Here is a 15079-nt window from a genome sequence, read left to right as displayed (position 1 = left end):
CCCGCACGCTAGCCCGCGAGAGGATCGTCGCCGGCCGAATTGCCCGAAAGGGCGAGCGGCTAGGGAACGCCGAGAAGCCGCAGCCCGGCAGCGGTCGCCGCGGCGGCGACGACGACCAGGACGAAGGGAGCGCGACGCCAGGCCAGGACTCCACCGACCAGTACGCCGACCGGGCGGGCGATCCCGGCGTGCGTGTGGCCGGCGGTCAGTGCGGCGGTGGCGACGAGCGCCGCGAGCAAGACCACGGCGGCCGTCGAGAGCAACTGCTGGACCCGGTCGGAGAGCTCGAAGCGCGAGCGCATCAGCGGCCCGGCCACGCGCAGGGCGAAGGTGCCTGCGGCAAGGACCAGGATGCCGGCGAGTACCAGGGCTGGGTTGTCCATCAGGCGGGCTCCAACGTTCGGGCCGGGCGGTAGAAGAGCAGACCGACGAGGGCCAGCAGCACCGGCAGACCGGCCGGGAGGAACGGCGTCACCGCGAGCGCGACCACCGACCCGGCCAAGGCGGCCGTCCGGGTCGCCTTGTCCTTCAGCGACGGCAGGACCAGCGCGAGCAGGACCGCCGGGAACGCGGCGTCCAGCCCGAACGCGTCGGTGTCCGTGATCACCGACCCGGCCAGGGCCCCGACCACCACCCCAGCGTTCCAGCACACGAAGATCCCGATCCCACAGGCCCAGTACGCCGCGCGCCGGTGCCGGAGCTCGTCCTGGCCGAGCGCGAAGGCGACGTTCTCGTCGGTCATCACGTGACTGCCGAGCGCCCGGCGCCAGCCGTGGCCGATCACGTCGCTGACCGCGAGCCCGAAGGCGACGTGCCGGCTGTTCACCAGCAGCCCGGCGACGGTCGCCGCGATCGGCGAGCCGCCGGCCGCGACGATCCCGACGAACAAGAATTGCGAGGCCCCCGCGAACACCAGCAGCGACATCGCGATCGGCACCCACAGGTCGAGGCCGCCGCCGACGCTGATCGCGCCGTACGACAGTCCGACCACGCCGTCGGCGAGGCAGACCAACGCGATGTCGCGGGCCAGCCCGGGGTCGAGTGTTCGCCATGTCGAACGCATGGGCTTTATGATGAACAAAGAAGGCGTCGTTCGTCAAGGCGAACGCATGGACCGATGGAGCGAACGCGAATGGACAGCAAGGCACCGCTCGACGTGATCGCGAGCTCGTTGCGCCGGGAACGCGCCCGGGCCGGATTGTCGCTGAGCGAGGTGGCCAAACGCGCCGGCGTCGCGAAGTCCACGCTGTCGCAACTGGAGTCCGGCACCGGCAACCCGAGCGTCGAGACGCTGTGGGCGCTCTGCGTGGCGCTGGAGATCCAATTCGGCGACCTGATCGATCCGCCGAAGCCGAAGGTGCAGGTGATCCGGGCGCACGAGGGCCCGGCGATCTACTCCGAGCAGGCCGACTACAGCGCGACGCTGGTCGCGTCCTGCCCACCGAACGCGCGCCGCGACATCTACCGGCTGACGGTCTCCCCCGGCCCGGGCCGCAAGTCAGAGCCGCACATGCCCGGCACGGTCGAGCACGTCGTACTCAGCACCGGCCGCGCGCTGATCGGGCTCAGCAGCGAACCGGTCGAGCTCACCCCGGGCGACTACATCGCCTACCCGGGCGACCTCCCGCACCTGTTCCAGGCGCTGGAGCCGGACACCACTGCCGTACTGGTCTCCGAGACGTCCTGATCAGTTGCCGCAGGCAACAGATGGTCAGACCTTGCGGCCGACGCCGCCCGCGATGCACTCCTCGACCTGGTTCAGCGGCTTGACCCGGGGGCCGTCCGGCCACCAGTCGTCGCACAGCACCAGCCCCGGCTCGACCAGCTCCTGGCCGGGGAACAGCGCGCGGATCTGCTCGTAGGTGCGGAACACGCCGCTGCCCATCGGGCTGTGGGTGAACTTCTCCTCCATCGCGCGGGCGATCGCGGAGTGCTCGGGCGTCTGCGGGTCGTAGAAGTGCGCGATCACCGAGTACGAGCCGGGCACCAGCGCGTCGACGTAGGTCTTCATCAGCTCGGGGGCGTCGTCGCCCAGGTAGTGGTGCAGGGTGCCGTTGTGGATCAGCGCGATCGGCTGGCTGAAGTCGAGGAACTCGCGCACCTGCGGCAGGCTCAGCACCTCGTCGGGCTTGAAGATGTCGGCGCTGAGGAACAGGGTCTGGTCGTTCTCCTCCAGCAGCGCACGGCCGTGCGCGAGCACCACCGGGTCGTTGTCGATGTAGAGCACCCGGGCGCTCGGCTGCAGCCGCTGCACGATCTGGTGAGTGTTCTCCGCGGTCGGCAGTCCGGACCCGCAGTCCAGGTACTGGGTGATGCCGACCTGGCCGGCCAGGAAGCGGCAGGCCCGGATCAGGAAGTTGCGGTTCGACCAGGCCAGGTCGTTCACCTGCGGGGCCACCGTCGCGACCTGCCGCAGCACCTCGCGGTCGATCTCGAAGTTGTCCTTGCCGTTCAGCGCCGCGTCGTACACGCGGGCGATGCTGGCCCGGGTGGTGTCCACCCCGACCGGTACGGAACTGGGAGCCTTGGTGGCATCGGGCATGCGGCGACCTCACTCGGGGGAAGGTTCGGCTGAGGGTCCGAGCCTAACCACATCGCAGCCGGAAAATCACGCCCGGTAGCGAGTCCCCACTGCCCGCGACCGCGCCGAACGTGCGAAGATCGGCGGGCACGTCGCGCGAGACCGACTGGGGAGGGTCGTGGTGACCGAGGAGCAGGGCGCGCCGGGCGGACCGACCGCCCTGCGGATCATGCTCGGAGCTCACCTGCGCAGGATGCGCGAGGAGGCCGGGATCAGCCGTGCCGACGCCGGCTGGGCGATCCGTGGCTCGGAGTCCAAGATCAGCCGGCTCGAGCTCGGCAAGGTCGGCTTCAAACCGCGCGACGTCGAGGACCTGCTCACGCTCTACCGGCAGACCGATCCGGCCGAGCGCGAACGCCTGCTCGAGCTGGCCCAGCAGGCGAACAACCCCGGCTGGTGGCAGCGCTACGACGACCTCACGCCGAACTGGTTCCACTCCTACCTCGGTCTCGAGATGGCCGCCGACATGATCCGGACGTTCGAGTCGCAGTTCGTCCCGGGCCTGCTGCAGACCGCCGACTACGCCCGCGCCGTCACCCAGCTCGGCCACAGCGAAGCCCCGCTGCCGCAGGTCGAGGTCGAGCGGCTGGTGACCCTGCGGATGTCGCGCCAGGCCGTCCTGACCCGTGGTCTGCGCCCGCTGCGGTTGTGGGCGGTGATCGACGAGTCGGTGCTCCGGCGCGAGGTCGGCACGCCCGGCGTCCTGCGGCACCAGCTGGAGCATCTGCTGGAGATGTCCCGCCGGGTCAACGTGACCCTGCAGGTGATCCCGTTCAAGGCCGGCCTGTACGCCGCGACCGGCGGCGCGTTCAGCATCCTGCGGTTCGCCGAGGTCGAGCTGCCGGACGTGGTCTACATCGAGCACCTGACCAGTGCGGTCTACCTGGACAAGCGCGAGGACCTGGACAAGTACCACGTCACGATGGACGCGCTGTCGATCGCGGCCGGTACGCCGCGCGAGACGGAGCAACTGATCAGGGAGATCCTCGCGACGACGACCGAGTGAGCGCGGCTCGGCGGACGGCGGGATCAGAACGAGAACGCGCCGCGGACCGCCTCGACCCGGTGTTTCACGTTGCGCAGAAAGCGTTCCGGCACCGATCGGTCGGTGAACTGCCGCAGCGCGCGGCACTCCTGGTGCCCCGGCGCCAGCCGGACGGTCATCACCCGGGTCAGTTTGGTGCCCTCGGCAACTGGTTCGAAGAGGTAGTCGACCTGCGCGCCGACGCCGCGCCACCCGTACTGCGGGGTCGCGACGCTCCACCGGTGGCCCCACTCGGCCCGGCCGACCGTCCACACCGCGGAGAACATCTCGTCCCCGCTGGCCAGCACCTGGGTCACCTCGTCGCCGGCGACCGCGCAGCGATCGGTGACGCCGGTGAGGTGTACCACCAGCGGATGGGTGCGCAGCACGTTGCGCGGCATGGTCAGGAAGAAGTACGTGTCCTGCGGATCCCGCCGGACGACCACCTGGTCGCGGGACCGGATCACGCCACCACTCGTCGTCCCCGGCATCCGGCGATCGTAGTGACCGCCCGGCCCCACCAGGAACGAAGTCGAGGCAGCCTTAACCCTTTCTTGGGCCGGCTCAGTCCGACGCGGTGTGGTGATCGGTCCGGATGAAGAAGTCGCTCGGATCGGCGGTGGCCTGCGGCGAGGTCTCCAGCCAGGCGGCGAACGTCTCGGGCTGCCGGCGTTCCAGCTCGTCGAGGTAGCTGAGCCGGGTCGCGGTGATCGCCAGGCGCTGCTCGGCCGTCGCGGCGGACTCGAGCGCGGCGGTGCTCAGGCACCAGGCCAGGCAGAGCTCCTCGTCGGAGTACTGCTCGACCGTCGAGGCCGGCGTCCAGAGGTGCGCGACGACGTACGGCGCGGTCGCGACGACGGCCAGGACCAGAGCGATCGTCGTCCAGCCGGCGGTGACGGCGTACCCGCAGACCGCGAGCGTCAGGATCCCGGACCGCAGCGACCATTTGACGACCTGGCTGGCGACGTGGCGCGCCGGTCTGCCGTCGGCCATGCCGGCGCTGAGGTAGACCGAGCCGACCGTGCCGGCGCCCATCACGAACGTCATCAGGCAGGTCGTCGGGCTGATCAGGAGAACCGCCGCGCCGCATCCGGCCAGCAAGAGGAAGCCGACCACGGCCATCCACACGATCCGATAGCGCCGACCACCGAAAATCCCCGCAGCCGCCATCTGAACCTCCTTCTCCCCAGTCAAGTGCCCACACCACAGGTGGTCAACACATGACGGCGAGTGTCGGCGAACTCGCTCAGGGCAGCGGGGGTTCGGGGCGCCGCGTGGGATGCAGACAGGCCCAGGGGCGGGGCGTCCGGGAGCCGGGCGAGTGGGGCCCGAACCAGGCGTCCAGCACGACGTCCTCGCCGCCCGCCTCGACCGGTTCGCGCTCGACCAAACGCAGCAGCGCGACCAGCCGCCACGCCGGTTCTCCCGTGATTTTCATTGCCTCAGGCCCCCTCTCTGCTGGTCTATCGGAGAACCGGGGGCGAGTGTTTCACCGGACGCGATTTCGCCAGTCGTCGTCACGCAGAGCGAAGACGAACTCGTCGATCCACTGCCCCTTGAAGAACGCGTTGTGCACGAAGTGGGCCTCCTGGCGCATCCCGAGCCGCCGCGCCAACTGGACCGAGGCGTCGTTGCCGGCGACGATCACCGCGCAGATCCGGTGCAGGCCGAGGTCGTCGAACCCGAGCTTGAGCATCGCCTCCGCGGCCTCGGCGGCGAATCCCCGACCGTGGTACTCGGTGTTCAGCGCGTAGCCGAGCTCACCTTGCCTGTCGGTGTCGCTGGCCCACTTGAGCAGCACCTCACCGATCACCGTCCGCGTCTCCCGCAGTTCGATCGCCAGGACGAGCCACTGCCCCGGCTCGGTCAGCTCGGCCTGCCCGAGCTTGGCCTCCAGTGCGACGCGCGTCTGTTCGCGGTCCCGGACCGGCCACGGCACGTAGCGAACCACGTCGGGATCGGAGTGGAAGGCGAGCAGGTCGTCGAGGTCCTCGCGCCGATGCGGCCGCAGGTCGAGTCGCTCGGTTTTCACGGGGTAGTCGGGGCGCAGTCCTCCGGGCATGGCGATCCTCTCGTCTAACACTGTTAGACGAGTAGGCTAATGGCCTTAGACAAGGCGGGACAAGGGAGATTTCCAGGTGCCGGAGCAGCGCGGGCCGTCGTCGCACGCCGCGGCGGGGCTGCGGGTCGAGGCGATCGTCGAGGCCGCGCTGGCGGTGATCCGGACCGACGGGGTGGCCGGCCTGACGATGCGCGCACTGGCCGAGCGGTTGTCGGTACGGGCTCCCTCGCTCTACCACCACGTGCGCAACAAGGACGACCTGCTGGACCTGGTGGCCCGCAACGCGTTCGACTCCTTCGCGGCCGACCGGACGGCGTACGAGCAGGTCGGGAGCCTCGACGAGTGGATCGCGGTGACCACGACCGGGTCGCACCGGCTCCGCGAGTTCTACGCCGAGCATCCCGGCCTGGCCGCGCTGATCCAGGCCAAGGCCACGCCGTACCGGGACCAGGGCGGCGGTTCGCGGGCCGCGCTGGTCCGGGCGCAGCTCAACGCTCTGGTGGCCCTCGGCATCTCCGAGACCGACGCCCGGGACATCTTCGAGACCATCGCCCACTGGACGCTGGCCGCCGTCGCCGCGGGCGGTCCGGACGAGCTGTTCAGCGACGGCCTCGACCTGCTGATGCTCGGCCTGCGGGCGCGGCTGTCGTGAACAGTCCGGCACCCATTCCGGTGAGCGAACACGACGCGGGCGGCGGTTGTCGGTGGGGCGAGTTAGCCTCGAAGGCGTGACTTACCGTGAGTACCGGTCGCCGGTCGGCCTGGAGCCGCTGGTCGCATGCCTGTGGGAGAGCGACCCGGTGCCGGGCAAGATCACGCGGGTCATCCCGGACGGCTGCGTCGACCTCGTCTGGTTCGGCGCCGAGCGAGGTCTTGCCGTCGTCGGCGCCGACACCAGGCCCTGGATCAGCCGGCCGGCCGATGCGGGCGACCGCACCTGCGCGATCCGCCTCCGCCCCGGAGCGGCGGGCGCGGTGCTCGGCTTGCCCGCCTCGGAGGTGCGAGACAGCCGGGTCAGCGCCGGCCTGGTCTGGGGCGCCGCAGGCGAGCAACTCGACGAGGCGATGGTGGCGGCCGATCCAGACCAGCGGCTGAGGATTCTGACCGAGGCCGTACTACGGCGTCACGCGACCCCGGACCCGCTGGCGCTGGCGGCCGCGCGCAAACTCGCGGAGCCCGGCGTGCGCGTCTCCGCCGCGGCCGCCGAGCTCGGGTTCAGCGAGCGGCAGCTCAACCGGCGGCTGCAGAACGCCGTCGGCTACGGCCCGAAGATGCTCGCTCGCGTCGCCCGCCTGCGCCGGCTGATCGCCCAGCCCGGCGACGACCCGCTGGCGATCCGTGCGTTCGCCGCCGGGTACGCGAGCCAGGCGCACATGTCCGACGAGGTGCGCCGGCTGACCGGCCTCACGCCTGTCCGTTTCCTGAAAGACGCCGCACTGACCGCCGCCTAACGTCGGGTCCATGATCGACCTCGACGCAGCAGAACAGTTCGTCCACGCCAACGCCCGCCTGATCGACCGGCACCGCCTGGCCGTTCTCCTGCACGGTGCTCCGGCCGGCCCGGTGCTCGACGCGTTGCGCGCCTACCGCACGCCCGACGGCGGTTTCGGCCACGCGCTCGAACCCGACGTCCGGTGCCCGGACAGCCAGCCGTCCGCCGTACTGCAGGCGCTGGAGATCCTCGCGAGCCTCGGCGCGCTCGGTGATCCGCTGGTCGGCGAGATCGGTGACTGGCTGACCACGATCAGCAATCCCGACGGCGGCGTACCGACCGTGCTGCCGAGCGCGGACGGTCATCCGCGGGCGCCGTGGATGATTCCGGCGCCGGAGAGCGGGTTCCTCACCTACGCGATCGCGGCCAAGCTCTGGCAGGCCGGATCGTCGCACCCGTGGCTGGAGGCCGCCACCGACTGGTGCTGGACGACGATCGAGGCGGCCGACGGCGTCAGCGGGTACACGGTGAAGTTCGCGCTCGACTTCCTGGACGCGGTGCCCGATCCGGCCCGCGCCGCCGCGGCGGTCGACCGGTTCCGCACGTCACTCGATGCTGACGGCAACCTTCCGGTCGAGGGCGGCACCGAGAACGAGAAGATCACGCCGGTCGCGATGTCGCCGCATCCGGGGACACCGAGCCGCGCGCTGTTCACGCCCGAGCAGCTCGAGGCCGATCTCGACCGCCTCACGGCCGGCCAGCACGACGACGGCGGCTGGGACGTCGACTACCTGCACTGGTCCCCCGGCCAGGCCCTCGACTGGCGCGGCATCGCCACCGTGCAAGCCATCGCGACACTGCGCACCAACGGCCGCCTGTGACCCTCCCGTCCGTACAGTGCTGGACCAGGAGGTGCTGCCGATGCCCACGAAGGTCCGATCCGCTGGTCCCGAAGACGCCGAACTCGTCGACACGCTGGTCCGCGAGCTGGCCGACCACCAGGACGAAGGTCAATACATCACCGTCACGGTCGAGCGCTGGCGGGAGCTGCTCGCCGACGACGCGGTGACGGTGCTGCTGGCCGAGCACGACGGAGAGCCGGCCGGCTATGTCTCCGCCGTCCGGCGGATTCACCTGTGGACCGGCCGGGAGGTTCTGGGTCTGGACGACCTGTACGTCCGCGAACGCTTCCGAGGCGCGGGCATCGGTGAACTGCTGATGCTCGAGCTGGCCCGCGCGGCCGCACTGCCCGGCCGGCTCACGATCACGTGGGGAATGCGCACCTCCAACGAAGGCGCCCAGCGCTTCTACGCCCGCCTCGGCGCGAGCCTGAACACGAAGGTGCTCGCCGCCTGGCCGTACGACGCCTACGCACCACGGCTCTGACCGGCCGGTCACCCTCAGTACACGCTGATCCGGCGGTGAAACCCGCGACCGGGCCGGCGCCGGAGCGCCACTAAGGTGGGGGTCGGCCCGGGGGATCCCGGCCACGACGCGCGACGGCCGATCGCCGACGCGCCGGGCCCGTACGGGCCATCACGTTGGCAGACTGGGAGCGGAGTACACGGTGACTGATCCGACCATCATCTACACCCACACTGACGAGGCGCCGGCGTTGGCGACGTACTCGTTCCTGCCGGTGATCCAGGCGTACGCCGCGCAGGCCGGGGTCGCCGTGGAGACGCGGGACATCTCGCTGGCCGGACGCATCATCGCGCTGTTCCCCGAGTACCTGACCGAGGACCAGCGGATCGCCGACGCGCTGGCCGAGCTCGGCGACCTGGCCAAGACGCCCCAGGCGAACATCATCAAGCTGCCGAACGTGTCGGCCTCGATCCCGCAGCTCAAGGCCGCGATCGCCGAACTGCAGGGCCAGGGCTACGCGCTGCCGGACTACCCCGACGAGCCGAAGACCGACGAGGAGCGGGAGATCCAGGCCCGCTACGACAAGGTCAAGGGCTCCGCGGTCAACCCGGTGCTGCGCGAGGGCAACTCCGACCGCCGCGCGCCCGCCTCGGTGAAGAACTACGCCAAGACGCACCCGCACCGGATGGGCGCCTGGACGCCGGACTCCAAGACCAACGTCGCCACGATGGGCGCCGACGACTTCCGCTCGACCGAGAAGTCCGTCGTGATCCCCGCCGACGGCACGCTGCGGATCGAGCTGGCCGGCGACGACGGCTCGACCACCGTGCTGCGCGAGTCCGTCCCGGTGCTGGCCGGTGAGGTCGTCGACGCGTCGGTGATGCACGTCGCGCCGCTGCGCGAGTTCCTCACCGCGCAGGTCGCCCGGGCCAAGGCCGACGACGTGCTGTTCTCGGTGCACCTCAAGGCCACCATGATGAAGGTCTCCGACCCGATCGTGTTCGGTCACGTCGTGCGCGCCTTCTTCCCGAAGACCTTCGCGACGTACGGCGAGGTGCTGGCCAAGGCCGGCCTGTCCCCGAACGACGGCCTCGGCGGCATCCTGAACGGCCTGGCCGGGCTGCCCGAGGGCCCCGAGATCAAGGCCTCCTTCGACGCCGAACTGGCCGAGGGCCCGGCGCTGGCGATGGTCGACTCCGACAAGGGCATCACCAACCTGCACGTGCCGTCCGACGTGATCGTCGACGCCTCGATGCCGGCGATGATCCGCACGTCCGGTCACATGTGGGGCCCCGACGGCCAGGAGCACGACACGCTCGCCGTGCTGCCGGACAGCAGCTACGCCGGGATCTACCAGGTCGTGCTCGACGACTGCCGGGCCAACGGGGCGTTCGACCCGGCCACGATGGGCTCGGTCCCGAACGTCGGCCTGATGGCGCAGAAGGCCGAGGAGTACGGCAGCCACGACAAGACCTTCGAGGTCGCCACCACCGGCACCGTTCGGCTGGTCGACGCCGACGGCAACGTCGTTCTGGAGCAGACCGTCTCGGCCGGCGACATCTTCCGCGCCTGCCAGACCAAGGATGCGCCGATCCGCGACTGGGTCAAGCTGGCCGTCACCCGGGCCCGGGCCACCGGCGACCCGGCGGTGTTCTGGCTGGACGAGACCCGCGCGCACGACGCGCAGATCATCGCCAAGGTCAACGAGTACCTGGGCGAGCACGACACCGACGGGCTGGACCTGCGGATCCTCGCCCCGGTCGACGCGATCAAGCTGTCGCTGGAGCGGATCCGGCGCGGCGAGAACACGATCTCGGTGACCGGCAACGTGCTGCGCGACTACCTGACCGACCTGTTCCCGATCCTCGAGCTCGGCACCAGCGCGAAGATGCTGTCCGTCGTACCGCTGATGGCCGGCGGCGGGCTGTTCGAGACCGGCGCGGGCGGCTCGGCGCCGAAGCACGTGCAGCAGTTCGCGAAGGAGAACTACCTGCGCTGGGACAGCCTGGGCGAGTTCTTCGCGCTGGCCGCGAGCTTCGAGCACCTGGCCCAGACCACCGGCAACGCCCGGGCGCAGGTGCTGGCCGACACCCTGGACCGGGCGACCGCGACGTTCCTGAACGAGGACAAGTCGCCGACCCGCCGGATCGGCGGCATCGACAACCGCGGCAGCCACTTCTACCTGTCGCTGTACTGGGCGCAGGAGCTGGCCAAGCAGACCGACGACTCGGACCTGGCCAAGGTGTTCGGGCCGGTCGCGGAGACGCTGGCGAGCAACGAGCAGACGATCGTCGAGGAGCTGCTCGCGGTTCAGGGCGGCTCGGTCGAGCTGGGGGGCTACTACCACCCCGACCCGGAGCTGGCCGCTGCAGCGATGCGTCCGTCGAAGACCTGGAACGACGCGCTCGCGACGCTGTCCTGACGTAGCGCGAAGGGGTGCCCACACCAGATCAGGTGTGGGCACCCCTTCGTCGTACTCAGTGCTGGTGCTGCTCGGCGTACTCCTGCTGGGTCATCTCCTGCAGTTCGTGCGCCGGGGTGGTGGTCTTGCTCTGCGCGTCGCCGCCGCCGACGTCTCCACCGCCGAAGCGGATGTTGGCCCAGTTGTTCTGGGTGGTCAGCGTGGTGGTGCGGCCGTCGCGGTTGACGTCGGCCGACGTGGTGTCGGTGGCGTCGCCGTCACAGTTCCAGTCGATGCCGAGGTTGGCCGCGCCGGAGGTCCGGGTGGTGTTGTCCGGGCACCTCCACTTGGTCCGCCAGGTCGAGGCGGCGCTGCCGAGGCCGGCCGACTCCTTCAGGCTGGTCTCGGTCAGCGTCGGCGGGGCGAAGCTGGAATAGCTGAACCAGGCCGCGCCACTGGTCCGCGGGACGCCGTCGAACTGGAAGTGGTAGTTCATCACGCTGAGGTAGTTCGGCTTGTAGTTGACGCTGTCGCTGCCGCCGTGGGTCAGCCCGAGGTCGTGGCCGAGCTCGTGGATGAACGTGCCGACGTTCATGTTCTCGGTGACGGTCCAGTTGCACTTCGGGCCCATCGTCACGATGAACGTGTCGTTCGGGATCGCGAACGCGTTGCCGCTGCTGCAGGTGTTGTCGTAGTCGTCGGCCCAGAGCATGTAGTGGAAGACCGCCTGGCGAGCCGGCGCGAAGTGGGTCGCCTTGATCGCGTCGGTCTGCTGCACGGCCGGCTGCAGGTTGCTGTCGTAGGGCACCTGATTTCCGCCACCCAGGTCGTACGCCGCACCGCGCGCCGACCCGGCGTCGAGATGCAGCCGGATCCCGGTGCTGCCGTCGGGGTTGCTGATCGGGGCCGTGGCGAAGCTCTGGACGATCCGGTCCAGCGCGGTCGTGCTGGCCAGCCGGCCCTCCATGTAGTCCATCTCGACGAACAGGTCCTTCTTCGTCGGCGTCGCGCCCATACCGGGCAGGTCGACGTCGACGACGCCGTCACTGTTGGCGTCGTACCCGTTGGTCTCCCAGGTGTCGGGTAGGGCGTCGCCGTCGGTGTCGGTGGCTGCGGGGGTTGGTTTGGCGGCGGGGGTTTGTTTGGCGGCGGAGGTTTGTTTGGCTGCGGAGGTGGTTTCGGCTGCGGCGCTGCCGGCCGGCGTACCGGCGCTGTCGGCGCCGACAGCCGCGACGGCACCACCGGCGGCGGCCGCGACGAGGGCGAACGAACTCAACGTGGCGAGCACGAGGGGGCGGGGGCGGAATCTCATCAGATCTCCTCGGTCCAGTCAGCGGCAGGAGCAAGCTCCCTCTCACGGGCCGCACGACGGTTGCTGACAACAACCTTCCGCAGCATGTATCCAACCGACCACCGAGCGCAATGGGGATAACCCGAAAGATTTCGCTTTCGACCCCGTGCGGTGTGCGGGATACCACGTGGAGTGACGGTCAGATACCCGGTGGAGGCGGGGGCTATGCCGTCCGGTTCGCGGCGGGCGCGCACGTTGGCGGTCTATGCCGCGACGGTGGCAACTTCCGAACAGCCGGATCCACCCTCACGCTGCGCGCTGCCGATCCACCCCACGCCCGCCGCGACCCCCACCCAGCCCGATCCACCCTCCCACCACGGACCCATTGCCGATCCACCCGCCCGCTCGTGGCAACTCCCGCACAGCCCGATCCACTCACGCCACGGACGCGCTGCCGATCCACGCCACACTCGCAGCGACTCCCGAGCACCCACCTCCACTCTCACCCCGCGGACGCACTACCGACCCACGCCAAACTCGCAGCAACCCCCGAGCAGCCGGATCAACTCCACGCAGCGGACGCACTACCGACCCGCGCCAGCTCGCCCCGACCACCCCGGACCCACCCTCACGCAGCCGGCGCGCTGCCGATCCACTCGCAGTCGTGACGACTCCCGACCGGCCGGAACCACTCTTGCGGGTGCTCGTGCCAACCGGAGTCAACTCCGCGGAGGCGGATCCTGGAGCCGGGTGCCGGCTTGCTCCTCCAGCCAAGCGGCGGCCATCAGCTCCCCGTCGACAGGACCATAGCGGTGGAGGGCAGAGCGGTGCAGGGCGGCGACAGCAGCGGTGATGGGGTGCGGAACGTCGGCCCGGGCAGCGGTTCGTTCAACCGAGTCGAGCTCCTCGACGCAGCGGTCAAGACCAAAGTCAGCGAGATAGTCACCACCCAACAGCGCCGGCAGATGCCGCTCGGCGAACGCACTGTCCCCCGCGCTACCCCGGAGAATCTCGCGCAGGTACCCGGGCGCCTGCCCATGCTTCTGAGCGAGCAACATCACCTCGGTCGTCAGAGCCGCCTGCCCAAACCACAGCAAATTGATCAACAACTTGGTCAGATAGCCCATGCCGTGACCACCAGCATGATGGATCGTCGTCGCAAACGTCCGCAGAATCGGCTCAGCCGCAGCGAGCACGCCGCCCTCGCCCCCGACATACAGCGTGAGCGTTCCATCCCGCATCCCATCCACACCGCCACCAATCGGCGCCTCCAGATGAGCGATCCCCTGCGCAGCCGCGGCCCGCGCGCACTCCTGGCCGAGCTCAACCGACGCACTCGTCAGGTCGACCCAGACCGCGCCCCCAGCCAACCGCGCCAGCAGCCGACCCGAGCCAAGCACCAGATCCTCGAGCTCAGGCCCACCCGGCATCACCGTAAACACGACGCCGGCACCCGCCACAGCCGTCCCCAAATCGGCCGCCCACCGCGCACCCGCCGCTTCGACGACACCACGCCGCTCCGGACGAATGTCCGTCCCCACCACTTCGTACCCCGCAGCAACCAACCGCCCAACCAACGGCGCCCCGATCCTGCCAACCCCCACCACAGCAACCGACGCCACACCCTCGACACCCACGACCTCAGCGTACGGGCGCCCGGCCCTGAAACCCGGACACCGGACACCCGGACAACCCAGCCTGTTCACCGCCGCCTCGGCTAAATGCTCAACACCCCACGCCCGCCCGACAGCCCGGACACCGCCTCCCGTTCACCGCCGCCCCGGCCACGTGCTCGACACCCCACGCGGCCCGGGGCGGACGTCCACCACTGACCAAGCCCGCCGATCGAGGGCGACACGCCGCGACACGCCGATCGGAGACCGCTGTGGCCCCTGGTTGATCAGTGGTGCAGGTCCGCCCCCACCGGCCCACGAGCCCGGACACCCCCACGTCGTTCACCGCGGCCCCGGCCGGGACTCGACACCCCACGCCACCCCGGGCGCCCGGACACCCGGCCCGTTCGCCACCGCCCGGCCGCGCGCTCCCACGCCAGCTCGCCGCGGACGTCCACCACTGACCAAGTCCGGCGATCGAGGCGACACGCCGCCGACACGCCGGTCAGCGACGGCTGCGGCGCTGGTTGATCAGTGGTGCACGTCCGCCCTTACCGGCCCACGAGCTCTGACGCCCCCACCCCGTTCACCGCGGCCCGGCCGTGTGCTCGACATCCCATGCCTGCCCGGGAGCCCGGACACTGCGGCCCTTCGCCGCGGCTCGGCCGGGTGCTTGCCACCTTCGCCGGCCCCGTCGCCCGGACACTCCAGCCCGTGCCAAAGTCCCAGCCGGGCGCTCGACACCCCACGCCGCCCCGGCGCCCGGACACCCTGGCCCTTCGCCACCGCCCGGCCGCGCGCCCCCACGCCGGCTCGCCGCGGACGTCCACCACTGACCAAGCCCGACGATCGAATCAACTCGCCGCCGACACGCCAGTCGCAGGGGGCATGGCGCTGGTTGATCAGTGATGCACGTCCGCCTTGGCCCGGCGACCCGGGCACTCCGGCTAGGTCGCCGCCGCCCTAGCGACACCCACGCCGGCTCGGGGCGGACGTCCACCACTGACCAAGCCCGGCGATCGAAGGCGACACGCCGCGACACGCCGGTCGGAGGCGGCTGCGGCGCTGGTTGGTCAGTGGTGGGCGTCAGCCCACCGAGCAGTCGGCCCGAGTCCGGCAGCTGCACCGGGTGAACAGACCCACCTATACGCCATCACCGGCAAGAGCGACGCGCGAACTACGCCGTAGTCGGCACGAGCAACGTCCGGCCGCCCCGTCGCCGGCCGGCGCAGAAACTCCGGCTGGTCCGAGCGCCCCGTCAGCGAAGGCCGTGATGAGTATGAGTGCCGTTGGCAACTGCACGCTGAGCC

The 15079-nt window shown here is 70.4% G+C and carries 16 protein-coding genes; 7 read left to right on the top strand and 9 right to left on the bottom strand.

Features of this window, described 5'->3' with window-relative positions; all coding sequences use genetic code 11:
- Window positions 1–59 precede the first annotated feature (59 nt).
- Together ACQPXM_RS08480 and ACQPXM_RS08475 are read right to left on the bottom strand one after the other, a co-directional pair.
- Window positions 60–383 carry an AzlD domain-containing protein gene (locus ACQPXM_RS08480; protein WP_432946531.1) on the bottom strand — a complete coding sequence of 108 codons (324 nt, stop codon included), beginning with the start codon at window positions 381–383 and terminating at the stop codon, window positions 60–62.
- On the bottom strand, window positions 383–1063 hold the full coding sequence (locus ACQPXM_RS08475) for an AzlC family ABC transporter permease (protein WP_432946529.1): 681 nt from the start codon (window positions 1061–1063) through the stop codon (window positions 383–385). The genes ACQPXM_RS08480 and ACQPXM_RS08475 overlap by 1 nt, the downstream gene beginning before the upstream one ends.
- 69 nt (window positions 1064–1132) lie before the next feature.
- Between ACQPXM_RS08475 and ACQPXM_RS08470 the strand changes: the two genes are divergently transcribed.
- Entirely contained in the window at window positions 1133–1687 is a 555-nt protein-coding gene (locus tag ACQPXM_RS08470) for a helix-turn-helix domain-containing protein (protein ID WP_432946527.1), read from the top strand.
- A 24-nt stretch (window positions 1688–1711) separates the two neighbouring features.
- Here the strand turns inward: ACQPXM_RS08470 and ACQPXM_RS08465 are convergent, their stop codons facing one another.
- Window positions 1712–2542: an SAM-dependent methyltransferase gene (locus tag ACQPXM_RS08465; RefSeq protein WP_432946525.1), complete on the bottom strand. Its 831-nt coding sequence runs from the start codon at window positions 2540–2542 to the stop codon at window positions 1712–1714.
- A 208-nt stretch (window positions 2543–2750) separates the two neighbouring features.
- Here ACQPXM_RS08465 and ACQPXM_RS08460 point away from each other — a divergent pair, with 208 nt between their 5' ends.
- Window positions 2751–3587, top strand: a complete 837-nt coding sequence (locus ACQPXM_RS08460) for a helix-turn-helix domain-containing protein (protein WP_432950964.1) — start codon at window positions 2751–2753, stop codon at window positions 3585–3587.
- 23 nt (window positions 3588–3610) lie between these two features.
- On the opposite strand, the gene ACQPXM_RS08455 is transcribed toward ACQPXM_RS08460, so the two are convergent.
- The 4 genes from ACQPXM_RS08455 to ACQPXM_RS08440 form a co-directional block, all read right to left on the bottom strand.
- On the bottom strand, window positions 3611–4096 hold the full coding sequence (locus ACQPXM_RS08455; RefSeq protein ID WP_432946523.1) for a hypothetical protein: 486 nt from the start codon (window positions 4094–4096) through the stop codon (window positions 3611–3613).
- A gap of 73 nt (window positions 4097–4169) precedes the next feature.
- On the bottom strand, window positions 4170–4775 hold the full coding sequence (locus tag ACQPXM_RS08450) for a hypothetical protein (protein ID WP_432946521.1): 606 nt from the start codon (window positions 4773–4775) through the stop codon (window positions 4170–4172).
- Between the two features lie 76 nt (window positions 4776–4851).
- Window positions 4852–5043 (bottom strand): hypothetical protein, encoded by a 192-nt coding sequence (locus tag ACQPXM_RS08445; RefSeq protein WP_432946519.1) that lies wholly within the window; start codon window positions 5041–5043, stop codon window positions 4852–4854.
- A 51-nt stretch (window positions 5044–5094) separates the two neighbouring features.
- On the bottom strand, window positions 5095–5667 hold the full coding sequence (locus tag ACQPXM_RS08440; protein WP_432946517.1) for a GNAT family N-acetyltransferase: 573 nt from the start codon (window positions 5665–5667) through the stop codon (window positions 5095–5097).
- Between the two features lie 76 nt (window positions 5668–5743).
- On the opposite strand from ACQPXM_RS08440, the gene ACQPXM_RS08435 reads away from it, so the two are divergent.
- From ACQPXM_RS08435 to ACQPXM_RS08415, 5 genes are all read left to right on the top strand, one after another.
- Entirely contained in the window at window positions 5744–6319 is a 576-nt protein-coding gene (locus ACQPXM_RS08435; protein WP_432946515.1) for a TetR/AcrR family transcriptional regulator, read from the top strand.
- A gap of 76 nt (window positions 6320–6395) precedes the next feature.
- Window positions 6396–7118 carry a helix-turn-helix domain-containing protein gene (locus ACQPXM_RS08430; protein ID WP_432946513.1) on the top strand — a complete coding sequence of 241 codons (723 nt, stop codon included), beginning with the start codon at window positions 6396–6398 and terminating at the stop codon, window positions 7116–7118.
- Between the two features lie 10 nt (window positions 7119–7128).
- Complete coding sequence (locus ACQPXM_RS08425; protein ID WP_432946512.1) at window positions 7129–7980, top strand: hypothetical protein; 852 nt, start codon at window positions 7129–7131, stop codon at window positions 7978–7980.
- A gap of 40 nt (window positions 7981–8020) precedes the next feature.
- Window positions 8021–8485, top strand: a complete 465-nt coding sequence (locus ACQPXM_RS08420; RefSeq protein ID WP_432946510.1) for an N-acetyltransferase family protein — start codon at window positions 8021–8023, stop codon at window positions 8483–8485.
- A 181-nt stretch (window positions 8486–8666) separates the two neighbouring features.
- Complete coding sequence (locus ACQPXM_RS08415; RefSeq protein WP_432946508.1) at window positions 8667–10886, top strand: NADP-dependent isocitrate dehydrogenase; 2220 nt, start codon at window positions 8667–8669, stop codon at window positions 10884–10886.
- Between the two features lie 55 nt (window positions 10887–10941).
- Here the strand turns inward: ACQPXM_RS08415 and ACQPXM_RS08410 are convergent, their stop codons facing one another.
- Entirely contained in the window at window positions 10942–12177 is a 1236-nt protein-coding gene (locus ACQPXM_RS08410; RefSeq protein WP_432946506.1) for a hypothetical protein, read from the bottom strand.
- Between the two features lie 698 nt (window positions 12178–12875).
- Window positions 12876–13793 (bottom strand): NAD(P)-dependent oxidoreductase, encoded by a 918-nt coding sequence (locus ACQPXM_RS08405; protein ID WP_432946504.1) that lies wholly within the window; start codon window positions 13791–13793, stop codon window positions 12876–12878.
- Window positions 13794–15079: the final 1286 nt, after the last annotated feature.

This window comes from Kribbella sp. CA-253562 (genome assembly GCF_050942265.1).
GTDB lineage: Bacteria > Actinomycetota > Actinomycetes > Propionibacteriales > Kribbellaceae > Kribbella.
This window is presented reverse-complemented; position numbering and strand designations above follow the sequence as displayed.